This is a genomic window from Cupriavidus sp. R6-3, from assembly GCF_059772245.1.
Genome location: NZ_JCBAJO010000020.1, coordinates 19,846 through 43,855 on the forward strand (window position 1 = coordinate 19,846; position 24,010 = coordinate 43,855).

Here is a 24,010-nt window from a genome sequence, read left to right on the forward strand (position 1 = left end):
GGAAGATTAGTCATTGAGCGGCCCATCGGCAAGGACGCCGATCCGTACCGGTAGCCGTACGGGCCAGGCGTGACCGCCAGCAAGCCGGCCGATTCCCGACCACGCTTACCGGCTGAGTTCGAGGACCTTGTTATCCACGGTGACGAACGCCCCGCCGCTCGCGTCGTAATCCCACCGCTGAACGCGACAATGGCGTCTTCCACCTTCCACGTGGTGCTCGATCACGTTCACCGAATTGGGGATTGTTCCGCGCACCCGGTGCGATACCGCCGTGCCGGCTTGTACCGCCCAGGCACGGCGGCCTGAATTCGTCGGCAGCGGCACCACGTACGGCAGGTGGATATGCCCGCCCAGCACCATGTCCGCGCCGGCATCCACCCACGCCGGTACCGCCGCATCGCGCCCGATCAGCAGATTGGCGGTATCCGACTCGACGACGGCGCGCACCGGCTGGTGCACCACGACCATACGCAGCTGTTCCGGCCGCGCCTGGCGAAGCTGCGTGCAGACGCGGTCGATCTGCTCGCGCGACACCTCGCCGTTCTTGTGCCGCGATGGCCTGGTGGTATTCACGCCGATCGCGAGGACCCGTTCATTGCTGAAGACGGGCTCGAGCGCCATACCGATCGCGCGCCGGTAGCCGCCATAGGGATTCCAGATCCGGGCCGCCACGTTGAAGAGCGGAATATCGTGATTGCCGGGGATGACCAGCGTCGGTAGTCCCAGCCTGGACAGAAACGCGCGCGCCGCGGCGAATTGGTCCGCTCTCGCCCGTTGCGTGATATCGCCCGACAGCACGACGACCTCCGGCAATAGCTCGCGCGCCAATGCCAGCACGGCCTCCACGACGGGCGCTTGCTCGGTACCGAAATGGGTGTCGGACAGGTGCAGGACGCGGGCCACGCTCATGAGCGATCCAACCGGCTCGTGTCTCGCGGAACCAGCAACTGCAGGCGCTTCGGAGACACCGAGAAATGCAGCGGCGTGCGAGCCCAGTGAATCTCGCCATCCATCGCCACCTTGATGCGCCGGCGGCCGCGAACGCGCACGGTCAGCGCTTCAAAGCCGAAGCTGATGACGCGCGAGGCATCGCCGAGCCGCCCCATCGCCCCCATCAGCAGCAGCCCATACAAGGCCAGCGTGCCCACCGGCTTCGCCAGCATCGCCACCAGACGGCCCTCTTCCAGATGGGCGACTTCCGGAATCCCGATCTGCTCGAGCTGCAAGCTGTTGTTGCCGACCACCAGCGTCGGGGTGCGCAACACCTGGTGTTGCCCATGGGACAGCAGCTCGAGCGTCAGCTGCGCCGGCGTGCGCATCAGCGTGACGAGGGCCGACAGCAGCGCCACCCAGCGCCGCCGGCCGAGCATCTGCTTGTAGACCTCGCGGTCTTCCAGCAGCTGCGGATACAGCCCCAGGCTGGCATTGACAAGGAACGGCCGCCCATCGAGCAGACCGACCTGTACTGGTTCGATGCGGGCATCGAGCAAGCTGGCCACGGCCTCGTCGGTTTCCCGCGAGATGCCATAGGTCCGGCCGAAGTAATTGAACGTGCCGCGCGGCAGGATGCCGAAAGGCAGCCCCGTCGGCAACACGGTTGCCGCCACCGCGTTCAAGGTGCCGTCGCCACCCACTGCGACCACCACGCCGTCGGCCTGCCTGGCGCGTGCGACGGCCATCTCGGCGATCTGCGGCAAATGTTTGGGCCGATCGACCGTGAAGATGGTATAGACGCGTCCCGCCTCGTCCAGTCGCTGCTCGATCTTCCTTCGCGTCTCCACGGCGTCGTCACTGCCGGAGCCGGCGTTGAAGACGATGAAGAGCGGTTCATTGCCGGACAAGGTGGCGATGGGCTCGGCCTTTGGGCTAGCGGCTGCGTCAGGCATGGGAAGAAGATACCTGCGGCTGCGAACCAGGACAACTCCAGCCTTGCGCTGGGGAAGCCGGCCACACCGGGCCCGCAGCGGGCAACGCGCCCCTACGTTGCATCATGCATCGTGCCGGCATCGCTCGGTCATCCATCGTCATGCGTTCTCTCCGTGGTGAAACACCGGCAATACGGCTTGCGCCAGTTCGTCGAGCACCTCTTCGACCGGCCGCTGCGAATTGGTGATGTTGAGCGCCACGTGATGGACGCCGGCGGCCCGCATCTCTTCGAGGATGGCAACGAGAGGCTGGGCGCCAGTCCGGTATCCAAGATTCAATGCCGTCGGCGGTTCCAATGCGTTCTCGCTCAATTCCAGGCGGACCGCCACGCCGAAGGCGCGGAAACGTCCCGGCGCGGTGCGCTCGCAGGCCGCGCGCCACATGCTGTGCCGGTCCCGCTGGGTAGCGGGATCGCGGTGGTAGGTCATCCAGCCGATGGCATGCCGGGCGATCCAGTCCACGCTCTGTCCGCCAGAACCGACCGCCAGCAATGGCACTGCGCGCTGCTGGCGCGGCAGCAGGTAGAACGCGGTCCCATCGTCGGCCTCGCGATCCGGCACCACACGCGACGGCAGCCCGACCGCCGCACCGACGACCTCCCAATGCTGGCGGAACAGCTCCCGCCGCGCGTTGCCGTCCTGCCCGAACGCCGCGTATTCGGGCGGACGATCGCCGGAGCCAAGGCCGAGAACAAAGCGTCCTCCAGACAGCTCCTGCACGGAGATCGCCGCCTTGGCGATATGCAAGGGATGGCGCAATGGCAGGACCACCGCACCACTGACCAGCATCACGCGGCGCGTGCGCGTGGCCAGTCCCCCGAGGAACACCCAGGGATCGAGATGGCCGATCGGGTCGGGATAGTCCGCGCTGTTGAGCGGCACGTCGCGGACCCACAGGGCACGGAACCCCGCCGCATCCGCCCGCTGGGCCAGATCGAGTTGCGCGGCATAGTCGGGCACCGTCTGTCCCTCGCGAAGCAGCGGCATCACGAGGCCGATCGACAGTTCGTGCTCGCGAAAGAGCGCGGACGCAGCGCTCTGCTGAAGCGGCGAGGTGCTGAAGTCGGACATGGTCCATCCGTCAGGGTTGGTCTCGGACGGATGATGCCACGCGTGGCGGCGCGCTGCCCTTCGGTGGTATCGCGTTCGGACAGACGCCCCGTCATGTCATGCGGTGGCCGCCGTGCCCGGATTCGCCGCGGGCGGCGCGGTTCGCAGCGGCAATACCACCCTCGCGACCAGCCCCGGCCGGCCATCCGCACGTCCCATCAGATCGACGCGGCCGCCGAGATTGCCTGCAATCGTCTGCACGATGGCCAGCCCGAGCCCGCTGCCCTCTTCGTCGGTCGCGCCGCCGCGATAGAAACGCTCGAAGACCCGCGCGCGCGCCGCCTCGGGAATGCCCGGCCCAGTGTCGGCCACTTCGATCACGACATCGCCCTTGCCATCGCCCTTGCCATTGCCGTCGCCCTTGCCTTCCCCTTCGTCGCGGCGCACGCTCAGGTCCACCCGCCCTCCCCGGCCGCCATACCGGATGGCGTTGTCCGCCAGGTTCTTGATCAGCATGCGCAGGTCCGTCTCCGTGGCGGCGAGCCGCACCTCGTCGAGCCGCTCCACGCCCAGGTCGACGCGGCGGTCGACGGCGAGCGGCAGCAGGTCGGTCACGACATCGCTGACGACCGCGGCCACTGCCACGTTATCCAGCGCGCGGGGCGTGCCGATTTCCGCGCGGGCCAGTTCGAGCAATTTGGCGATCAGGGTTCCCGTGCGACGGATGCCGCGGCGCAGCTCTTCCAGTTGTTCGTCGATGTGGTCGCGCGGCGCGTGGATCAGGTTCTCGACCTGCAACTGCAGGGCGGTCAGCGGCGACCGCAGTTCATGCGCGGCATTTGCGATGAAGCTGCGCTCCGTGTCGATCAGCCCGGATAGCCGGACCATCATCCGGTTGACCGATTCGAGAAAGGGTCGCAGTTCCTCGGGCGCCGTGCCGGTATCGACGGGCTCCAGGTGATTGAGGTCGGCCTGCGCCACGCGCTCGCCGATCACGCTCAATGGCCGCAGCGCGTCCCTGACGCTGACGCGGATCGCCCACAACAGCACCGGCAGCAACACCACGACCGGAATCACGGCCCATGCCGCCACGCGCCGGGCATTGGCCGTCCGAACCGCCCGCTGCTGGGCAATCTGCATGTAGGCGTCGCCCGCCTGCAGCGCAAACACGTCCCAGACGATCCCGCCGGTCTCCACGTCGGAGAAGCCCAGCTGCGCCTTTGGAAGCGGCACCCATGGCGCGCTGCTGTGTCCCGGCCGGACGCCGTCCCCCGGCCCCCAGGTCTGCACCAGCACGGGGGGCGCCGCCGGCGGCTTGCCGTGGGACGGTGCCGGCATGACTGGCGGCGCGGCCTGGATGGCGGCGGCAGCCTGCCGCAAGTCGTCGTTGAACTCGGCGGCGGCCTGGTGGACGACGATCCAGGCGCCGATCCCGCCCAGCAATCCCACCAGCAGCGCGAGACTGCCAAGCGACAGGCTCAGACGGCGATGCAGCGATCCGATGGCAGCAGATTTGGCCATGTCCGGCTCCGGTCGAGTTCACGACTCAAGTGTGGGCGATCGGCTCCCCGATGCCAATTGACGCGCGCCGATCCGGGCAGGCACCGGTTGAGGGTGCGCAGCGGGCATGGCAGCATACGGCGATGCCTGCCGCCCCTCCCGCCACCTCCACCCCCACCGACACCGTCCTCCGTGACCTCGCCCGCCTGCGCCGCGTCCGCGATCGCATCGACCGGGACTACGCCCAGCCCTTGGACGTCGAAGCGCTGGCTCAGGGCGTTCATATGTCGGCGGGCCATCTGAGCCGGCAGTTCCGGCTGGCCTATGGCGAATCCGTCTATGCCTACCTGATGACGCGGCGCATCGAGCGCGCGATGGCGCTGCTGCGCCGCGGCGACCTGAGCGTGACCGAGGTCTGCTTCGCGGTCGGATGCTCGTCGCTGGGCACGTTCAGCACCCGCTTCACCGAGCTGGTCGGCGTCCCGCCCAGCGTTTACCGGCGCGACTACGCGAGCCAGGCCGAGGGCATCCCGTCCTGCGTCGCCAGGCAGGTGACGCGACCGATCAGGAATCGAGAAGCGCGGGAACAGGCGTCCGTCTAGACTGCCGTCCAGGGTCCGGACCCTGCCGCGACGACCGCGACAACCGCCTCAACCGCGACTCCCGCGACGGCGAAGACGCCCGCGGCCAAACGCTCGATTGCCCATCACGGAGACTGATCTTGGATATCACGATTCACTCGACCTTCCTGCCCCACGCCGACCCGGAGGCCTCGCTGGCCTTCTATCGCGACACGCTCGACTTCGAGGTCCGCAAGGATGTCGCCTTTGGCGACCATCGCTGGATCACCGTCGGCCCGAAGGACCAACCCGAGACGTCCATCGTGCTGTACCCGCCCAACGCCACGCCGGGGGTCACGGACCAGGAAAAGCGCACCATCGCCGAGATGATGGCCAAGGGCACCTTCGCGATGCTGCTGCTTGGCGCCAAGGACCTCGAGGCGGTGTTCCAGCGCCTGCAGGACTGCGACGCGGAGATCGTCCAGGAGCCGACCGACCAACCCTACGGCGTGCGCGATCTCGGCGTGCGCGATCCGGCCGGCAACATGATCCGGATTCAGCAGCGCAAGTAGGGCTCGCCCGGCGTGGGGGCTGGCTCGCCTTCGGTCGAGCCGGCCACTTCGCCATGGCTGCCGTTCCGGCGTAGCCAGTGCCAACCGGGATGGGCATCCGCCGCGCAACGATCGCCGTTTTTTCCCACCGTTTTTTCCAACTGCTACCCGCCAGGATTGCATCGCCGCGCCCATACGCACCGGCCCGCACCGACTCGAGCGGGCCCGCGCCGGCCCCAGCGCCGGTCGCGGATGTAGCACGGCGCACGTTTACCTCCGATTCCGTACCCGCTCGACGGCCTGCCGCCGGTCCCGCCGCCTTGGCGCAGCCCTTGCGTGGCCGCCCAGAGTGCTCCGCTTTCGCCGGGGCGCCGATGGCGAAACACGGAGGACCGACATGCTGGCACCCGAGCCCAAACCGATCACCGCCTCCCCGGGCCCGAACCCGCCGCGCGCCCTGCCCCCGCGGCTGCCGGTACGCCTGCGCATCAACGGCGCGGATTACACGCTGCACGTCGAGCCCTGGGTCACGCTGCTGGACCTGCTGCGCGAGCAGCTGGACCTGACCGGCACCAAGAAGGGCTGCGACCACGGCCAGTGCGGCGCCTGCACGATTCTTGCAGACGGGCGCCGCATCAACGCCTGCCTGGCGCTGGCGGTGGCCTACGACCAGGCCGACATCACGACCGTCGAAGGACTGGCCCGCCTGTCCGGCGACCAGCGCGGCCTGCATCCGCTGCAGCAGGCCTTTATCGAATGCGATGCCTTCCAGTGCGGCTATTGCACGCCGGGCCAGCTGTGCTCGGCGGCGGGGCTGATGAACGAAACGCCTCCCCGCAACGTGCCGGAGATCCGCGAGCGGATGAGCGGCAACCTGTGCCGCTGCGGCGCCTATCCGCAGATCGTCGAGGCCGTGTCGCGCGTGGTGCTGAACGGGCACGGCACGGCGCGGGGCGAAGGCAAAGACGAAGGCGAAGGCGAAGGCGAAGGGAACCGCACGGCGGCCGGCGCAACCCCGTCATCGGCGTCATTGGAAGCGGGACCATCGACGCCATCGTCTTCGACGCCATCGGAGCCGACGCCATGAACCCGTTCCACTACGAACGCGCCGACACCGTGCCCGCGGCGCTCGCCCTGATCCATGAAGCCGCCGAGCGCGCGGAGGGCAACGCCTCCGCACGCTGCCTGGCGGGCGGCACCAATCTGGTCGACCTGATGAAGGTGGACGTGATGCGCCCCGTCGCGCTGGTCGACCTGGGCCTGCTGCCGCTGGCCGAGATCGAGGAACAGCCCGACGGCAGCCTGCATCTTGGCGCGATGGCCCGCAATGCCGATACCGCGGAGCATCCGCTGGTGCGCGAGCGCTATCCGCTGCTGCGCGCCGCCATCCTGGCCGGGGCCTCGCCGCAGATCCGCAATATGGCGACGAACGGCGGCAACCTGCTGCAGCGCACGCGCTGCTACTACTTCTACGATGCCGGCGTGCCATGCAACAAGCGCGCGCCGGGCACCGGCTGTCCGGCGGCGACGGGACTGGCCCGCCAGCACGCGATTCTCGGCGCCAGCGAGCATTGCATCGCCACCCACCCGTCCGACATGTGCGTGGCGCTGGCCGCGCTGGACGCGACCGTCCATGTCGAATCGGTCAATGGCACGCGCGAGATTCCCTTCGGCGAATTCCATCGGCTGCCCGGCGACCGGCCGGATGTCGATACCACGCTGGCGCCCGACGAAATCATTACGCACCTGTCGCTGCCGCCCGCGGAGGCCTTCGCCGCCCACAGCTGCTATCTGAAGGTGCGCGAGCGCGCGTCGTATGCCTTTGCGCTGGTGTCGGTGGCGGCGGCCCTCGACCTCGGGCCCGACGGCCGCATCCGCGCGGCCCGGCTCGCGTTGGGCGGCGTCGCCCACAAGCCCTGGCGCGACACCGAGGCCGAGGGCTTGCTGGTCGGCAAGCCGGCGGACGCCGAAGCCTTCGCCGAGGCGGCCCGCTTCATCCTGCGCGAAGCGCGTGCCTGGGGCGGTCCCGCCCTGCCGGAAAGCTGGCCGGCTGGCGTGACGGAAGGCTTGGCGGAAAGCCTGCCGGAAGGCGGCCCCAACAACGCCTTCAAGATTCCACTGGCCGAGCGTGCCATCGTGCACGCCCTGGAAATGGCGGCAGCCGGCATCCTGACCAACACCGGGCAGGACGCTTGCCGCGAGGAGACGCTGGCATGACCAAGACCGTGCTCGAACCGATCGACGAGAATCAGCAGCCGATGGCAGTGCCCGGCTCCGGGCAGTCCGGGATCGGCACGCCGACGCCGCGCATCGACGGCGTCGCCAAGGTGACCGGCCACGCCCGCTATGCGGCCGAACATCCCGCGCCGGACCTGGCCTATGGCGTGGTGGTCAACAGCACCGTCGCGCGCGGGCGCATCGTGTCGATCGACGCCAGCCGGGCGTTGGCGGTGCCGGGCGTCCTCGATGTAATCACGCATGAGAACCGCCCCAAGGTCCGTTCGCTGCGGCTGTTCTACAAGGACATGACCGCCCCGGCCGGCTCGCCGTTCCGGCCGCTGTATGACGACCAGATCCACTACAGCGGCCAGCCGGTCGCGCTGGTGGTGGCGGAAACCTTCGAGCTGGCGCGCTATGCCGCGATGCTGGTGCAGGTCGAATACGAGGCCGCGCCGCACGAAACCAACCTGCTCGCGAACCTGCAGCGCAGCCACGAGCCCTCGTCGCTGAAGGCCGGCTATTCGCCCACGCCGAAGCCCAAGGGCGACGCCGACGCGGCCTTCGAAGCCGCGCCGGTCAAGATCGATGCCGAGTACTACGCCGGCGTCGAGCACCACAACCCGATGGAGATGCACGCCAGCACCGTGATCCGTGACAGCCGCGGCCATCTGCTGATCCACGACAAGACCCAAGGCTCGCAGAATTGCCGCTGGATGGTGTCGCGCGTGTTCGGCCTGCCCAAGCGCAAGGTCGTGGTGCGCAACCAGTTCGTCGGCGGCGCCTTCGGCTCCGGCCTGCGCCCGCAGTACCAGCTGCTGGTGGCGGTGATGGCGGCGCTGAAGCTGCAGCGCTCGGTGCGCGTGGTGCTGTCGCGCCAGCAGATGTTCACCTTCGGCCATCGTCCCGAAACGTGGCAACGCGTCCGGCTCGCCGCCGACACCGACGGCCGGCTGAAGGCCGTGATCCACGAGGTCGCGGCAGAAACGTCGCGGCACGAGGACTACGTCGAGGTGGTCGCGAACTGGTCCGGGCAGCTCTACGCCAGCGAGAACGTCCGCCTGAAATACCGGCTGGTCGACCTGGACCACTACACGCCGATGGACATGCGCGCGCCGGGCGCCGCCCACGGCGTGCATGCGCTGGAAGTCGCGATGGACGAGCTGTCGTACGCCGTCGGCATGGATCCGCTGGCGCTGCGGCTCGCAAACTACGCCGAGCGCGACGGCAACAAGGGCCTGCCCTTCTCGACCAAGTCGCTGCGCGAATGCTACGAGGAAGGGGCGCGGCGCTTCGGCTGGGCCAAGCGCTCCCCGCAGCCCCGTTCGATGCGCGACGGCCATGAACTGGTCGGCTGGGGCATGGCCACCGGCACCTGGGACGCGATGCAGATGGCCGCGCGCGCCAGCGCCACGCTGCATGCGGACGGCACGCTGGAGGTCGCCAGCGCGGCCAGCGACATCGGCACCGGCACCTATACCGCCATGACGCAGATCGCCGCCTCGGCGATGGGCCTGCCGCTGGAGCGCGTGGTGTTCCGCCTGGGCGATTCGGAATTGCCGTTCGCGCCGATCGAGGGCGGCTCCTCGCATGTGGCGACGGTCGGCTCGGCGGTCGATGGCGCCTGCGAACGCCTGCAACGGCAGCTCTGGCGCCTGGCGCGGGGCCAGCGCAACGGCCGCTTCCAGGGCTGCAGCTTCGAACAAGTGGCGTTTCGGGACGGAATGATCTGCCTGCGCGCCGATCCCGCCGTCGCCATGCCGCTGACAGAACTGCTGTCGGCCCACGGCAAGGCGCAACTGGGCGTGCGCTACCTGCTGGTGCCGAACCTCGCCGAACAGAAGAAGACCGTGCGGGCGGTGCATTCGGCCGTGTTCTGTGAGGTGCGCGTCGACGAGGCGCTGGGCCTGGTGCGCGTCATGCGCGTGGTCAGCGCGGTGGCCGCCGGCCGCATCGTCAATCCGCTGACCGCCCGCAGCCAGGTGATCGGCGGCGTGGTCTGGGGCATCAGCCAGGCGCTGCACGAGGAAACCCATGCCGACCATGCGCTGGGCCGCTTCATGAACCATGACATCGCCGAGTACCACGTGGCCGCCAACGCCGACATCCGCGACATCGACGTCGTCTTTGTCGAAGAGGACGATCGCATCGTCAGCCGCATCGGCGCCAAGGGCGTCGGCGAGATCGGCATCGTCGGCGTCGCGGCCGCGATCAGCAACGCGATCTTCCATGCCACCGGCCGCCGCCTGCGGACGACGCCGATGACGCCGGACAAGGTGATGGCGCGGTAGATCGCCCTCCACGCCGGACGCAGCCCGTTCGTTGCGCATATGCGCTCGCCGCATATGCGCATGCCAATTTGCAGCTTCGCTCCCGTCTCGCCCGTCCCTACAATGGGCCGGCATGTTTGCCGGCGCCGCCGCGCCGTTCCAGAACAGAATCGAGAACCAACGGGAGAATTCGATGCGAGTCGCAAGCCGAGTCCGGATACTGGCCACCCTGCTGCTGGCCTTTGGCGCCATGCAGTCCGCCAGCGCGGCGGACCCCGACAAGAAGGAAATCCGCTTCGGTGCGACCGCCGGCCCCTATGCCGACCAGATCCGCCATGGCATCAAGCCGATCCTGGAGGGGCAAGGCTACAAGGTGACGATCGTCGAGTTCAGCGACTACGTGCAGCCGAACCTCGCGCTGGCCGATGGCGCGCTCGATGCCAACGCTTTCCAGCATGCGGTCTACCTGAAGACGTTCTCTGCCGATCGCAAGCTGCAGTTGTCGGAGGTGGTGCAGGTACCGACCGCACCGATCGGCATCTACAGCCGCAAGCACAAGGCACTCAGCGACGTGAAGCCGGGCGCCACCGTGTCGCTGCCGAACGACCCGACCAATCTGGCACGCGCCATCGCGATCCTGCAGCAGATCGGCTGGGTCACGCTCAAGCCCGGCACGGACGCGGTGCGCGCCTCGGAGCGCGACATTGCGGGCAATCCGCACAAGCTCAAGCTGGTGCAGCTCGAAGCGGCCCAGCTGCCCCGCTCGCTCGACGACGTCGACTATGCCTTCGTCAATGGCAATTTCGCGCTGGCATCGGGCCTGAAGCTGACCTCGGCACTGGCGCTGGAGAAGATCCCCGACTACTACATGAACCTCGTCGCCGTCAAAACCAGCGACCTGAACAAGCCCTTTGTGGCCGATATCCGCAACGCTTACCGTTCGGCCTCGTTCAAGGCCGTGACGCAGCAGCGCTTTGCGGGGTTCGTGGTCCCGGCGTACCAGAAGTAGCGCAATCAGAAGCAGCGCATCGTCAAGGCCGCCCCGCGCCCGCGGGGCAGCGTGGCGGCAGCAGTGGCCGGGCCACGATGGCCATCAGCGCCAGCCAGATCAGCGCGAGCGCCATCACCGTATTGGCCGACACCGGCTGCCGGTAGACGAACGTGGCGACGATGAACTGGGTGGTCGGCAACACGAACTGCAGCAGGCCGTTCATCGACAGCGACAGATGGTTGGCCGCGTACGAGAACAGCATCAGCGGGATCGCGGACACCAGCCCGGCCATGGCCAGCGCAGCCAGATGCAGCGTGGACATGCCGGCCGGCAAGGCCAGCGTCATGTCGGAGAACATCAGCGCCAGCCCGCAGCCGATCGACAGGAACACCGTCTCCATCAGCAGGCCGCTGACCGCATCCAGCGGCGTAAACCTCTTCAGGCAGGCATAACCGCCCCAGCTGATCGCGGCCGTCAGATAGAGCCAGTGCTGCAGTTCGCCGCTGCGCAACAGCAGCAGCGCGATCGCGGCCGCGATCACCAGTAGTGCCGCGGCGACGACCTTGTCGACCTTCTCGCGAAACACGATCACGCCGGCCGCGATCGAAATGCATGGCGCCGTCAGATAGCCCAGGCCCGTTTCGACGACATGGCCGTGGATCGAACTCCAGATGAAGACGGCCCAGTTCACCACCACCAGGCACGAGGCCGCGACATGCAGGGCCAGCACGCGCGGCCCCAGCTTGCTGCGCAATGCCCGCAAGCGCCCGGTCAACCAGAGGATGGCCAGCAGCGTCGTCAGCGAAATCAGGATGCGGTAGCCGACCAGCGTCGTCGGCGCGATGCCGGCCAGCAGCCGCCAGTACAGCGACGACGCGCCAAACACGACGTTGGCGGAAACGCCGGCCGCCGCCGCGGCCATGCCGTTGGGAAGTCCGGGACGCGATAGGGTCATGTACGTCAGCCTCGTCGATAGGTGGGGAGCGCTTGCGGTAGCCGTGCGCACGGCGGTGCAGCGCCGGATGCAAGGTGTCTTCATCCCCACTGTAGGCCCGCCGATCCATCGCGTAAAATGAATTTCCCCGAACCGATCATTCGGAGAAATCGATATGCTGGAATTGTCGGACCTGAAGACCTTCGCCGCGGTCGTGCAGGCGGGCGGCATCAACAAGGCCGCCGAAACGCTGCATCGCGCGCAGTCGAGCATCACGGTGCGTATCCAGCAGCTCGAAGAGAAGCTCGGCGTCACGCTGTTCCATCGCGACGGCCGCAAGCTGCAACTGTCGCCGGCGGGCAAGGTGCTGATGGACTATGCGGAACGGCTGCTCGATCTGGCCGACGAGGCGGCCGAGGCCACCCGCAACGACCGGCCCAGCGGCACGCTGCGGCTCGGCGCGATGGAAAGCACGGCAGCGGTCCGCCTGCCGCAACCGCTGGGCCTGTTCCACGAGATGTATCCGGACGTCGCCCTGGAGCTGTCCTCCGGCGACCCGGCGGAGCTCGCCGAACGGGTCATCGATGGCACCCTCGATGCGGCGCTGACCACCGATCCGGCAGCGGACAAGCGCCTGCATGCGATGCCGATCTACGAGGAGGAACTGGTCATCGTCGCCAATGCCGGCCATCCCCCGATCGCCTCGCCGAAGGACATTCCCTCGAAGACGATCCTGGCCTTCCCGCGCGGCTGTCCGCATCGCCGCTGCCTGGAGGACTGGTTTGCGCGCTCGCGCACCGCGCCGCGGCGCGTCGTCGAGGTCGGCTCCTATCACCTGATTCTGGGCTGCGTGGCGGTCGGCATGGGCGTCGCGCTGGTGCCGCGCAGCATCGTCGGCATCTACAGCGAGCGGGCCCGCCTCAGCCTGCATCCCCTGCCCGCCAAATCCGGCCGCATGGTGACGCGGCTGATCTGGCGCAAGGACGCCGCCGAGGCGAACATCCTGGCGCTCTCGCGGGTGTTGCTCAAGGGCAAGGCCGTGGCGCCGATCGGTCGGCCATAGCGGCCCCATATTGCGAGTCATTGCCCACGACGCAGGCCATTCGCCCGCCCGCCAGCGCTAGGGCTTGAGCGCCGGATGCTTCAGCGCGTGCGCCGTCTCCACCAGGTGGAAGCGGAAATTGCGCTCGTCGCGGTCCAGCCCCAGCTGGCCATCCCGGTAGGCCATGGCGAGCGCCTGGATCCTTCCCCTCCTCCGCTCCTTTTCGCCCGTCTTTCGCTTTCTTGCCGCCTTGACAGGTTTTGTTTAACTCTGTTATTAATAATGATTACTATTTACAACCTTTCTGACGCCATTTTGCCGTCCGCGTCGGCATGCCGCCTTCCGCTGCGCCGGACCGGCGGCCGAGCGGATCCACCTGCTGGAACATGAGTACGCCGGGCTGCCTCCTCCCTACGAGCATCGAGTCGCTGTATTGCGACCACCATCTATGGCTCAAGGGATGGCTCCATCGGCGTCTGGGCAGCGCCGAGCAGGCCGGCGACCTGGCGCACGACACCTTCGTGCGGCTGCTCAACAGCGATCGCGTGCCGAGCCGCCTGGACGAGCCCCGCGCCTACCTGACCACCGTCGCGCAGCGGCTGGTGTCCAACCACTGGCGCCGCGAAAAGCTCGAACGCGCCTATCTCGAAGCCCTGGCGCAGGCGCCCAGCCAAGTCGAACTGTCGCCCGAGGAGCGGGCGATCCTGCTGGAGACGCTGCTCGAGCTCGACTGCCTGCTCGACGGATTGCCGCGGATCGTCAAGGAGGCCTTCCTGCTGTCCCAGCTCGACGGGCAGACGCACGCGCAGGTGGCCGAGGCGCTGGGCATCTCGATCCCGACGGTCAAGCGCTACATCGTCAAGGCGCTGCAGCGATGCTTCTTCGCCGACCTGTCGTTCGTCGCATGAAGCCGCATGAAGCCGCCTGAAGCCGCAGCCCGTCGAATGACCGCGCATCCCGCCCCATCACCTCGCATCACGATCGGATAACGCCCCTTGGCTTCCTCCTGGTACCAGACCACCGCCGACGCCGCCAACATTCCGGCCGACGTGGCCGAGCGCGCGCTGGAATGGCTGCTCGAACTGCAGGGCGATGACGTGGCGCCCGAGGTCGTCGAGGCCTGGAAGTGCTGGCGCGCCGCGCATCCCGATCACGAGCGGGCCTGGCAGCGGATCGAATCGGTCAAGGACCGGCTGCGGCCGCTGTCCTCGCCGGTGACCTCCGATATCGCGCGGGCCGCGCTCGCCCCGCCGGGTTCGCCGGGTTCGCCGAAACGCCGCCGCGCGATCAAGGTGCTGGCGGTCTCGTTGTTCGCCGGGGGCCTCGCCTGGAGCGCGCGGGACCATACGCCGTGGCGCCAATGGGCAGCCGACCATCGCACCGCGGTCGGCGAGCGCCGTTCGCTGGTGCTGGCGGACGGCACGCAGCTGTGGTTGAACACCGCCAGCGCGGTCGACATCGACTTCGACGCGGCACAGCGGCGCGTCAGGCTGCTGGCCGGCGAGATCCTGATTGCCACCGCCAAAGACCAGGCGTCGCCACCCCGGCCCTTCCTGGTCGAGACCGCGCAGGGCACGGTGCAGGCGCTGGGCACGCGCTATGTCGTGCGCCAGCGCGGCGACGATACCGAGGTCAGCGTGTACGAGGGCAAGGTCCAGATCCGCCCCAACCGCAATGCCGCCAGCGCGATCGTGCTGCCGGCCGGCTATCGCGCCAGCTATACGGCGGACAGCATCACGTCGCCTGCCCCGGCCGACACCGCCGGCGCGACCTGGGCCGAAGGCTTCATCGTCGCCCGCAGCATGCGCCTGGACGATTTCCTCGTGGAGCTGGGCCGCTACAGCGACGATGCGCTGTCCTGCGACCCGGCGCTGGCCGGCCTGCGCGTGTCGGGCTCGTTCCCGGTCGACGACATCGGCAAGGTCCTGAGCGCGCTCGGCACGACGCTGGAAGTACGCACCGAAGTGGTGACGAGACTGTGGGGGCGAAGGGAGATCCGGCTTGTCCGGGCACCTGCCGCCAAGGGGTAGGCCCCGAAGACCTGAAAAATATTTGCCGCGAGCTGATCCGTTTTGGTTTCTCGCGGGTCATGGAGGTGAGCACTCCAACTTCTCCTCCTTCAGAAAGGTCAGATCATGGGTTCCCTCCGGGTCCACGTCACGGCGCCGACGCGCCAGCCTACTCACCGATTCCGGCGCAAGCTGCTGGCCCGCGCGGCGCGGCACATCGCCTTCGGCGCCGCCGTTGCCGCGCCGGCGCTGTCCGTTCCCGCGATCGCGCACGCCCAGCCGGCGGCGGCAAGCCGCAGCTATGACATCCCCGCCGGCACGCTCGAATATGCGCTCAGCCGCTTCGGCCGCGAGGCCGGCATCATGCTGTCGTTCAAGCCGGAGCTGACCGCCGGCCGCAGCAGCACGGGCCTGCAGGGCAACTACACGGTGCGCCGCGGCCTGGACACGCTGCTGGCCAATTCGGGGCTGGTGGCCGTCGAGCAGGCGAACGGCACCTATGTCGTCAATGCCGCGCCGCGGTCCGCGGATGCCGGCGAAGGCGTCGCGATGCTGCCCACGGCGACCGTGGTGGCCTCCGCCAGCGATGTCGGCCTGCCGGCGCCCTATGCCGGCGGCCAGGTTGCGCGCGGCGGCGGCCTGGGCGTGCTGGGCACGGCCGACGTGATGGACGTGCCGTTCAGCACCACCAACTACACCGCCGAGATGCTGCAGGACACGCAGGCCCGCACGCTTGCCGACGTGGTCGTCAGCGAGGCCTCGGTGCGCACGCTGACCTCCAGCGGCGGCTTCGGCGAGGATTTCCAGATCCGCGGCTATACCGTGTCGAGCGGCGACGTGGGTTTGAACGGCCTCTACGGCATGGCGTCGGCGAACCGGATGCCCACGCTGATGATGGAGCGTGTCGAGGTGCTCAAGGGCCCGGGCACGCTGATGTACGGCATCGGCCCGAGCGGCAGCATCGGCGGCGCGATCAACGTCGTCACGAAGCGCGCCGGCGACGAACCGCTGACGCGCCTGACCGGCACCTTCCAGAGCAAGTCGCAGCTGGGCGTGCAGGCGGACATCGGCCGCCGCTTCGGCGAGGACAAGGAATGGGGCGTGCGCTTCAACGGCGCCTACCAGAACGGCAAGACGACGCTGGACGACGGCCGCGCCGAACAGACCGTCGGCGCGATCGGCCTGGACTATCGCGGCCGCAGGCTGCGCTGGTCGCTCGATGCCTACAGCCAGCACGAGAGCATCGACAACTTCCGTCCGCAGATCGGCTTCCTGCCGACGGTCACCGCCATTCCGGACGCCCCCTCCGGCCACCGCAATTTCTATCCCGGCACGAAGCTGAACCTGCATGACACGGCCGTGATGAGCCGCGTCGAGTACGACATCGCACCGAACCTGATGGTCTGGGGCGCGGCCGGGTATCACGAGGGATCGACCTATCAGGACTTTCCTTCGGGCCGTGTCAACGCACAGGGCAACTTCACCGTCAACAACGCCTGGTATGACGCGTACAGCAAGACGCGGACCGCCGAGGTCGGCGCGCGCGCGAACTTCGCCACGTGGAACGTCGGCCATACCGTGACGTTCAGCGCCACGCGGCTCGACCAGGAGGCGGGCAACTTCTACCTGGCCAATCCGGCCGCCGACGGCGTGCCCTCCAGCATCTACAACCCCGTGCCGATTCCCCCGGTGCGTGGCATCCGCGGCGATGCGCAGCGCGCTTCGGAAACGGAGCTGACCAGCTTCTCGCTGACCGATACGCTGTCCTTCGCCGACGATCGCGTGCTGATCACCGGCGGCCTGCGCCATCAGCGCGTGGCACTGGAGAACTTCACCGCCGGCGTGCAGAGCGGCAAGTACGACGACAGCGCGGTCTCCCCGCTCGCCGGCATCGTGATCAAGCCGCTGTCCAACGTGTCGGTCTACGGCAACTACACCGCGGGCCTGACGCGCGGCGGCGTCGCCCCGGCCGGCACCGCCAACGCGGGCGAGGTGTTCGCGCCGTACAAGTCCAAGCAATACGAGGCCGGCGTCAAGGTCGACTGGAGCCGCCGCGTCACCACCACCGTGTCGGTGTTCCAGATCGAGCGCCCCAGCGCGGTCACCGATCCGGCCACCAACATCTACAGCTTCGACGGCGAGCAGCGTAACCGTGGCCTCGAGCTGTCGGCCTATGGCGAGGTGATGCGCGGCCTGCGGCTGATGGCGAGCGCCACCTTCTTCGATGCCAAGCTGACCCGTACCGCCGGCGGCGTCAACGACGGCAAGGACGCCAATAACGTGCCCAAGCGGACCTTCAACCTCGGCGTCGACTGGGATACGCCGTGGGTGCAGGGCCTGAGCCTGTCCGGCCGCATGCTGCATACCTCGTCGATGTACTTCAACGCGGCCAATACGCTGAGCCTGCCCAGCTATACCCGCTACGACATCGGCGCCCGCTATCGCACCCGCGTCGGCAGCACGCCGGTGGTGCTGCGCGCCAATGTGCTGAACCTGTTCAACGACAACCACTGGCTGGCCAGCGGTACCTATGTCACCGTGGCCGCTCCCCGCACGCTGATGCTCTCGGCGCAATTCGACTTCTAAGGGCTATCCCATGAAATCTTCCGCATCGCTCGCCTTCACGCTGATGGCCTTCGCCACCGCGGCGCATTCGCACCAGATCTGGATCGAGCAGGCGCCCGGCCAGAACGCCAGCGTCCGCTTCGGCGAATTCGCCGAGAACCTGCGCGAGGTCTCGCCCGGCACGCTGGACAAGCTCGGTGTGCCGAGCGCCGCGCTGCTCTCGGCCAAGGGCGAGCAGGCCGCCGACGGCGTCAAGACCGGCGACGGCTATACGTTGCCCTTCCAGGCCAAGCGCGGCGACGCGATCGTCGCGCAGGCGCCCCACTACCCGCTGTACCCGTTCAAGCGCGGCGACCAGCAGTTGACCGGCTGGTATTTCCCCGCCGCGCGGCTGGTGACGGACCTCGCGCCGCAGGCGCCCAAGCTGGTGCTCGACGTGGTGCCGGCCGGCAAGGCCGGGGAACTGCAGGTGTTCTTCCGCGGCAAGCCGCTGCCCAAGGCCAAGGTCGCGCTGGTGACGCAGTCGGGCTGGGCCAAGGAGAAGCAGACCGACGAGCAGGGCAAGGTCGCCTTCGATATGCCGTGGCAAGGCGTCTACGTCGCCGAGGTCAGCCATCAGGACGAAACCCCGGGCGAGCGCCAGGGACAGGCCGGGCCCGAGCGATATCATCGCGTCGACTATGTCAGCACGCTGACCTATGTCAAACCCGACGGCCTGCCCGCCGTGCCGGCCATTCCCGCACCCAACGCCGACAAGAAGGCCAAACAGTAAATGCAAGCTGCCGTGCCCCGAGCCCTGAAGATCGGCTCGCTCGTCTCGCGCATCGTCGCCGCCGTGCTGGGCGGCTATGCGCTCGCGGCGCTGGCCAGCGTCGCCGCGCTGGCGCTGCCGATCAGCAAGCCCCAAGCCGTGCTGACCGGCATGCTGGCCAGTTTCGCCTTCTATGCGGGCGCCGTGATCTGGGTGTTCGCGGTACGCAGCGCGCGGCGCGCATGGGCCGGACTGCTGGTGGCGGCCGTCCCGCTGCTGCTGGCGGCCTGGTATGCCGGCGTGGGAGGGAGCGCATCGTGAAGTCCACCGCGAACTCTACGGTGACGCCGCGCAACGTCATCGACAACCACAGCGACATCGCCGCCAGGGGCCGGGGCATCCGCCAGACCATGTCGGACCTGCATACGTGGGCCGGCCTGCTGGTCGGATGGATTCTCTACGCGATGTTCCTGACGGGCACGGTCAGCTATTTCAAGGACGAGATCTCGCAGTGGATGCGGCCCGAACTGGCGCATCAGCTCGAAGTGCCCGATCCCGCCGCGGCCGCGCAGCGCGTGGCCGACACGCTGGCGACCGTCGCCGCGGGCAGCCCGCTGTGGGGCATGGAGATGCCGACGGACCGGCACAACGTGGTCAGCGCGTTCTGGCGCACGGTGGGCGCCCCACCCGGCAAGCGCACGTTCGACAGCGGCACCTTCGACCCGGCCACGGGCCAGAAGGTCGCGGCGCGCGAAACCCACGGCGGCGAGTTCTTCTATCGCTTCCACTTCCAGTTCCACTACGTGCCGGTGCTGTGGGGACGCTGGCTCGCGGGCTTCTGCGCGATGTTCATGCTGGTGGCGATCGTCAGCGGCGTGATCACCCACAAGAAGATCTTCGTCGACTTCTTCACCTTCCGCTGGGGCAAGGGCCAGCGTTCCTGGCTCGATGCGCACAACGCGCTGTCGGTGTTCGGCCTGCCCTTCCACCTGATGATCACCTATACCGGCCTGGTGACCCTGATGGCGATGTACATGCCATGGGGCCAGCAGGCAGCCTTCAAGACGCCGGCCGAGCGGCAGCAGCTGACGGCGCAGCTGAATGCGTCGCCGCCGCCCGGCAAGCCGAGCGGCATCCCCGCCAAGCTCGCGCCGATCGATGACATGGTGCGCCAGGCCCAGGCGCGCTGGGGCCAGCACAACATCAGCCGCGTGACGATCGCCCATGCCGGCGATGCGTCGGCCCGCGTCACCGTGCTGCGCGGCGAGGCCGCGCGCGTGTCGATGAGTCCGCAGTACCTGGTGTTCGACGGCGCCACCGGCAAGCTGCTCGAGACGCGCGACAGCGTCGGCCCGGCCGCCGAGGTGCGCGGCGTCATGTATGCGCTGCATCTGGGGCGATTCAGCGATCTGCAATTGCGCTGGCTCTACTTCATCGTCAGTCTTGCCGGCACCGCGATGGTCGGCACGGGGCTGGTGATGTGGACCGTCAAGCGTCGCCAGAAGCTGCCTGACCCGGAGCGGCCGTATTTCGGTTTCTGGCTGGTCGAGCGTTTGAATATCGCCGCGATCGCCGGGCTTTCCGTTGCGATGACGGCGATGCTGTGGGGCAATCGTCTGCTGCCGGCGGAACTGGCAGCCCGCGGCGCCTGGGAGATCCACCTGTTCTTCATCGCGTGGGCGGCGACGCTGCTGGTCGCGCTGATGCGGCCGGCAAAGAAGGCGTGGATCGAGCTGCTGTGGCTGGGCGCCGCGCTGCTGGCGCTGCTGCCGGTGCTGAACGCGCTGACCACCGACCGCGGCCTGTGGGGCAGCGTGGCCGACGGCGACTGGGTCTTCGCCGGCTTCGATCTGATGATGTGGGCCCTGGCCGCGCTGCACGCGATGCTGGCGCTGCGCACCGCCCGGCATCGGCCGCGGATCAAGCCGGCCAGAAGAACGCGCGCGAGCACCGCCACCGCCGCCGCCACCACCTCCGCTCCTGCCACGCTGTCGGAGGACCGCGCATGATGGACCTGCTCGCCTTCATCCTTTGCATCGTCGCGTTCGGCGCGCTGGCCCTCGCGATGGAGCGGCATCAGCAAGCGGTGTTTGACGTTCTGCTGCCACGCTCGCGCACGCGCATGCTGCGCGCCGCCGGCTGGCTGGGACTGCTGCTCGCGTTGTGGGTCCTGGTGGGCCACCGCGGCTGGGCGCTCGGGTTGGTGCATTACAGCGGGCAGACCAGCCTTGCCGCGGGCCTTGTCCATGTCGCGTTGATCTGGCGGGAGCGGCGGCGCATGGCTGGCCGCTAGTTGTCTCCGCTGGTCGTCCCCGCCAAGGCGGCATCGATGGCCGCGCGCGCAAACGCCGCGGCCATGGCTCTGTTTCAGCCCTGATACGAATAAAACCGCACGCGGACCAGACCTGCACAGAATTCATTTGCGTCCATCGTTGCCGTCGCCTCTGATAAGACGTCCCTGTCCTTCCATCGTGTGAGGCATCGGGGGTGCCGAGCGGCACTGCCCCACCCGGATCGCACGGACCGCCTGCTCGCCCGGCCTGGCCGGGCGGTCCTCGATCGACGCAGTACGCCAGGGCACGACGCATGGCCAGCAGCGAAGTCATCCGATACGCGGTGGAATTTGGGGACAGCCTGCGGCGTGCGCTCGGCCCGGCCGCTCCCACCGCGGATCTGGATGCGATGCAGGCGGCCGCACAGCAATTGGATCTGCTCGCGCAGCAGGCGCCGTCCGCGAGCGCCTGGACGGCGGCGGTCGACGCCTGGACCGCCGCGCGCGACAAAATCGCCGCGCATCTGCACCGCTATCTGCTCGAAGGCCTGCCCGATATCCCGGGCCTGCAGGAGCTGGTGCGCGCATTGAACTGGGACAGCCCGCAGGGCCTCAATGGCGAACTGCCGCTCGGCCCGCTGAAGCTGGCGTTTTCCTCGTCATCGCTGGTGCTGCAGCCCAAGCTGCCGGACAACACCACGCTGCCGCCATTCACCGTGGGGCCGCAGCAGCCATCGGGCATCGCGGTATCGCTGCCCTTCCCGTTCGGCGGCGGCCTGCCGGGCGGCGGCGCGATCGTGCGCCTGCCTTCGTCCGCCGGCTTCGGCGGCGCGCTGAACGTGCCGCTGGGCCCGGTATCGGTCAGCGCATCGGCGGTGCTGGAGCGCCTGCCGGACGGCGTGCCGTCCTTTCTGGCGCTGATGGGCGTTTCCTTCGTGCCGCCGATCCAGCTGTCCTTCGGCTTCTCGCTGGACCGCGTCGGCGGACTGGTCGGCGTGCACCGTCGCGCCGATACCGAGGCGCTGGCGCTGGCCGTGCGGACCGGCGCGGCGGCCGACACGCTGCTGGCCACGCGCCCGCCGGCCAACCCCGGCATCGCCATCGAAGCGCTGCGCCGCTTCTTTCCGGCGTTCCGCGACCACCATCTGATCGCGCCGACCTTGCGGCTCGCGTGGCTGTCGGCGGGCGCGGGCAGCTTCCTGTCGCTCGATCTCGGACTGGTGGCCGAGGTCCCCAGCGGCAAGGTCGTTCTGCTCGGCGTCGCCCGCGCCGGCATCCCGGGCGTGCCGGGGCTGGTGCAGTTGCGGCTGGACCTGCTCGGCATCGTCGATCCGGCGCAGGCGTTGATTTCCATCGACGCCAGCCTGGTCGACAGCCATGTGCTCGGCGTCTTCTCGGTCTACGGCGATGCCGCGATGCGGCTGCACTGGGGCAGCCAGGCGTATGCGGTGGTGTCGATCGGCGGCTTCTACCCGGGTTTCAATCCCGAGCCGGCACAGCTGCCGGCCCTGCGCCGCGTCGGACTGTCGCTGCAAACGCTGGGCGGGCCGCTGTCGATCCGCGCCGAAGGCTATCTGGCGTTCACGAGCAACACCATTCAGCTCGGCGGGCGCTTCGACATCACGTTCTCGATGGGGCTGACCGCGCATGGCTTCCTGCAGCTCGATGCGCTGGTGCAGTTCCGCCCGTTTGCCTTCGTCGCCAATGCCTCCGCGGGCTTCGACGTGCGCGCAGGCGGCTTCAGCTTCGGCGGCGTGCGGCTCGACGGCACCGTGTCCGGTCCCGGGCCGCTGGTGATTCGCGGCCGGCTGACCATCGAGACCTTCCTGTTCGACGTCTCCTGGGACGAGACCTTTACGCTGGGCAGCGGCCCGGCCGATATGGCGGCCAGCCCCGGCGAACTGCTGACGATCGTGCAGCAGGAGATCGTGCGGGCCGGCAATGTGCGGGCCGCATCGATCGACGATCCGGCCGTGGTGCTGGCTCCGCGCCCCACACGCCCGGGCGTTGCCGCCGTGCCGCCGACCGGCGCCCTGCAATGGTCCCAACGTCGCGCGCCGCTGGGCCTGCCGATCGACCGCGTCGACGGCCTGCCGCTGCCGGCGCGCGCCGGCGTGCGCGTGGTGACGCCGGGCGATCCGGTCACCGAACGTTTCGCGCCGGGCCACTACTGCAACCTGAACGAGGCCGAACAGCTGAACCGGCCACCGTTCGACATGCTCGATGCTGGCGTGGTGCTGAGCAGCGGCGCGGTGCGCTACAGCACGCACGTGGACGACACGCGCGAGGTCGAGCTGGTCGTGATCCCGCCCGAACTGCAGGACGCAGAGGTCGCCGCGCGCACCGATCTGCGGGCGATCGCCCACCTGGTCGCGGCCAGCCATCGTCCCCCCGCACTTGGCAGTAACGCGCAGCTGATCCACGCCACCCGCGAAGTGTGGGCCACGGTTCCGCCCACGGAGTTTGCGAGCTACACCAGTGCCACCGCCGCGCATGCCTTCGCCCGCGGCAACAGCACCGGCGGGGCGGTGCCGATGGCGGACCTGCTGTCGCCGGTGGACCTGTCGGGAATCTGAGCATGGCCAAGTTCCATTCCTGGCAAGTCACCGCGCTGCGCCACGGCGCCAACGGCAACGTGGTGGCGGGACGCCTGCAGGCCGGCGCCACGCTGACGCTGGAGGAAATCGTCCTCAGCGGGACGCCCCGCTCGATCACCGCGCCCGCCCCCTACGAGTTGTTCGGGCCGGGCGATGTGCAACGGCTGGCGCCCGGGACCATCACCCGGCGCTATCCGCCCCCGGGCGCGTCCGATGCGGAAAACACCAAGCGCGCGCTGGTCGAATTCAGCCACGCCGATACGCTCGACCTGCCGTGGCGGTATTCGCCCGATCCGCGCCTGCCCGCCGCGATCCGGCCATGGCTGGTGCTGGTGGTGGGCCTGCCCACCGACGTCGTGCCGGGCCGCGATGGCCGCGTCACGCTGTCGCCGCAGGCGCAGGCCGCTCACCCGCTCGGCGACTCGCACCAGTGGGCGCATGTGCATGAGGTCGACGGCGACTGGTACAGCCGCATCCTGAGCCCCGTAAAACTGGAGCCCCAACGCGCCTATGTCGCCTGCCTGGTGCCCGCCTACGTGGTCGAGCCCGACGGCACGCTGCGCGATGCGTGGCCCGTCGTCGCGGGCCAGCCGGTGCGTGTCACGTGCTACGACAGCTGGGGCTTCCGTACCGGCGAAGGCGGCGACTTCGGCGAGATCGCCAAGCGGCTGCGCACGCCCGCCGATGGCGAACTGAAGGAGGACTTCGGCCGCGCGAAGCTGCATTGCGTGCGGCGCGGGCAGGCGGCTGCCGGCGAGCCTGCCATCGTGGCCCTG

At 68.7% G+C, this 24,010-nt stretch carries 20 protein-coding genes and 2 pseudogenes; 16 read left to right on the forward strand and 6 right to left on the reverse strand.

Translation table 11 applies throughout. The annotated features are described in order from the left end of the window. Nucleotides 1–105: 105 nt before the first annotated feature. From AC6EI8_RS06180 to AC6EI8_RS06195, 4 genes are all read right to left on the reverse strand, one after another. Nucleotides 106–903 carry a metallophosphoesterase family protein gene (locus AC6EI8_RS06180; RefSeq protein ID WP_226106285.1) on the reverse strand — a complete coding sequence of 266 codons (798 nt, stop codon included), beginning with the start codon at nucleotides 901–903 and terminating at the stop codon, nucleotides 106–108. Between the two features lie 2 nt (nucleotides 904–905). Beyond that, nucleotides 906–1,886 carry a diacylglycerol/lipid kinase family protein gene (locus AC6EI8_RS06185; protein ID WP_226105622.1) on the reverse strand — a complete coding sequence of 327 codons (981 nt, stop codon included), beginning with the start codon at nucleotides 1,884–1,886 and terminating at the stop codon, nucleotides 906–908. A gap of 138 nt (nucleotides 1,887–2,024) precedes the next feature. Continuing rightward, on the reverse strand, nucleotides 2,025–2,996 hold the full coding sequence (locus AC6EI8_RS06190; RefSeq protein ID WP_498381540.1) for an LLM class oxidoreductase: 972 nt from the start codon (nucleotides 2,994–2,996) through the stop codon (nucleotides 2,025–2,027). A 96-nt stretch (nucleotides 2,997–3,092) separates the two neighbouring features. Further along, nucleotides 3,093–4,496, reverse strand: a complete 1,404-nt coding sequence (locus tag AC6EI8_RS06195; RefSeq protein WP_498381541.1) for a sensor histidine kinase — start codon at nucleotides 4,494–4,496, stop codon at nucleotides 3,093–3,095. A gap of 122 nt (nucleotides 4,497–4,618) precedes the next feature. On the opposite strand from AC6EI8_RS06195, the gene AC6EI8_RS06200 reads away from it, so the two are divergent. From AC6EI8_RS06200 to AC6EI8_RS06225, 6 genes are all read left to right on the forward strand, one after another. Then, nucleotides 4,619–5,077, forward strand: a complete 459-nt coding sequence (locus tag AC6EI8_RS06200; protein ID WP_265634017.1) for a helix-turn-helix transcriptional regulator — start codon at nucleotides 4,619–4,621, stop codon at nucleotides 5,075–5,077. A 119-nt stretch (nucleotides 5,078–5,196) separates the two neighbouring features. Continuing rightward, nucleotides 5,197–5,607, forward strand: a complete 411-nt coding sequence (locus AC6EI8_RS06205) for a VOC family protein (protein WP_265634018.1) — start codon at nucleotides 5,197–5,199, stop codon at nucleotides 5,605–5,607. Nucleotides 5,608–5,983: 376 nt separating this feature from the next. Beyond that, nucleotides 5,984–6,673 carry a (2Fe-2S)-binding protein gene (locus AC6EI8_RS06210; protein WP_226105612.1) on the forward strand — a complete coding sequence of 230 codons (690 nt, stop codon included), beginning with the start codon at nucleotides 5,984–5,986 and terminating at the stop codon, nucleotides 6,671–6,673. Further along, nucleotides 6,670–7,803 (forward strand): FAD binding domain-containing protein, encoded by a 1,134-nt coding sequence (locus AC6EI8_RS06215; protein WP_226105610.1) that lies wholly within the window; start codon nucleotides 6,670–6,672, stop codon nucleotides 7,801–7,803. The genes AC6EI8_RS06210 and AC6EI8_RS06215 overlap by 4 nt, the downstream gene beginning before the upstream one ends. Then, nucleotides 7,800–10,094, forward strand: coding sequence for a xanthine dehydrogenase family protein molybdopterin-binding subunit (locus AC6EI8_RS06220; protein WP_498381542.1), 2,295 nt, complete (start codon nucleotides 7,800–7,802; stop codon nucleotides 10,092–10,094). Before AC6EI8_RS06215 ends, AC6EI8_RS06220 begins: the two co-directional genes overlap by 4 nt. A gap of 229 nt (nucleotides 10,095–10,323) precedes the next feature. After that, complete coding sequence (locus AC6EI8_RS06225) at nucleotides 10,324–11,082, forward strand: MetQ/NlpA family ABC transporter substrate-binding protein (protein ID WP_395897204.1); 759 nt, start codon at nucleotides 10,324–10,326, stop codon at nucleotides 11,080–11,082. Nucleotides 11,083–11,104: 22 nt separating this feature from the next. On the opposite strand, the gene AC6EI8_RS06230 is transcribed toward AC6EI8_RS06225, so the two are convergent. Then, nucleotides 11,105–12,019: an EamA family transporter gene (locus tag AC6EI8_RS06230; protein WP_498381543.1), complete on the reverse strand. Its 915-nt coding sequence runs from the start codon at nucleotides 12,017–12,019 to the stop codon at nucleotides 11,105–11,107. A 154-nt stretch (nucleotides 12,020–12,173) separates the two neighbouring features. Here AC6EI8_RS06230 and AC6EI8_RS06235 point away from each other — a divergent pair, with 154 nt between their 5' ends. Further along, entirely contained in the window at nucleotides 12,174–13,061 is an 888-nt protein-coding gene (locus tag AC6EI8_RS06235; protein WP_498381544.1) for a LysR family transcriptional regulator, read from the forward strand. Between the two features lie 57 nt (nucleotides 13,062–13,118). Here the strand turns inward: AC6EI8_RS06235 and AC6EI8_RS06240 are convergent. Next, nucleotides 13,119–13,241: pseudogene (locus tag AC6EI8_RS06240) on the reverse strand (tetratricopeptide repeat protein); the annotation flags it as partial. Between the two features lie 185 nt (nucleotides 13,242–13,426). On the opposite strand from AC6EI8_RS06240, the gene AC6EI8_RS06245 reads away from it, so the two are divergent. The 9 genes and pseudogenes from AC6EI8_RS06245 to AC6EI8_RS06285 all read left to right on the forward strand — a co-directional run. Then, nucleotides 13,427–13,948 carry a sigma-70 family RNA polymerase sigma factor gene (locus tag AC6EI8_RS06245; protein ID WP_498381545.1) on the forward strand — a complete coding sequence of 174 codons (522 nt, stop codon included), beginning with the start codon at nucleotides 13,427–13,429 and terminating at the stop codon, nucleotides 13,946–13,948. 87 nt (nucleotides 13,949–14,035) lie between these two features. Continuing rightward, nucleotides 14,036–15,070: a FecR family protein gene (locus tag AC6EI8_RS06250; RefSeq protein WP_498381546.1), complete on the forward strand. Its 1,035-nt coding sequence runs from the start codon at nucleotides 14,036–14,038 to the stop codon at nucleotides 15,068–15,070. Between the two features lie 105 nt (nucleotides 15,071–15,175). Beyond that, a complete protein-coding gene (locus tag AC6EI8_RS06255) occupies nucleotides 15,176–17,635 on the forward strand; it encodes a TonB-dependent siderophore receptor (RefSeq protein ID WP_498381547.1) in 2,460 nt (819 codons plus the stop codon). A 10-nt stretch (nucleotides 17,636–17,645) separates the two neighbouring features. After that, nucleotides 17,646–18,386 carry a DUF4198 domain-containing protein gene (locus AC6EI8_RS06260; RefSeq protein WP_498381548.1) on the forward strand — a complete coding sequence of 247 codons (741 nt, stop codon included), beginning with the start codon at nucleotides 17,646–17,648 and terminating at the stop codon, nucleotides 18,384–18,386. Further along, nucleotides 18,387–18,686: a DUF3649 domain-containing protein gene (locus tag AC6EI8_RS06265; protein WP_149318331.1), complete on the forward strand. Its 300-nt coding sequence runs from the start codon at nucleotides 18,387–18,389 to the stop codon at nucleotides 18,684–18,686. A gap of 89 nt (nucleotides 18,687–18,775) precedes the next feature. Continuing rightward, nucleotides 18,776–20,374, forward strand: coding sequence for a PepSY-associated TM helix domain-containing protein (locus AC6EI8_RS06270; RefSeq protein ID WP_498381551.1), 1,599 nt, complete (start codon nucleotides 18,776–18,778; stop codon nucleotides 20,372–20,374). Next, on the forward strand, nucleotides 20,371–20,658 hold the full coding sequence (locus AC6EI8_RS06275) for a DUF3325 domain-containing protein (RefSeq protein WP_265634040.1): 288 nt from the start codon (nucleotides 20,371–20,373) through the stop codon (nucleotides 20,656–20,658). The genes AC6EI8_RS06270 and AC6EI8_RS06275 overlap by 4 nt, the downstream gene beginning before the upstream one ends. A 293-nt stretch (nucleotides 20,659–20,951) precedes the next feature. Further along, on the forward strand, nucleotides 20,952–23,213 hold the full coding sequence (locus AC6EI8_RS06280; RefSeq protein WP_498381549.1) for a DUF6603 domain-containing protein: 2,262 nt from the start codon (nucleotides 20,952–20,954) through the stop codon (nucleotides 23,211–23,213). 2 nt (nucleotides 23,214–23,215) lie between these two features. Further along, nucleotides 23,216–24,010: pseudogene (locus tag AC6EI8_RS06285) on the forward strand (hypothetical protein); the annotation flags it as partial.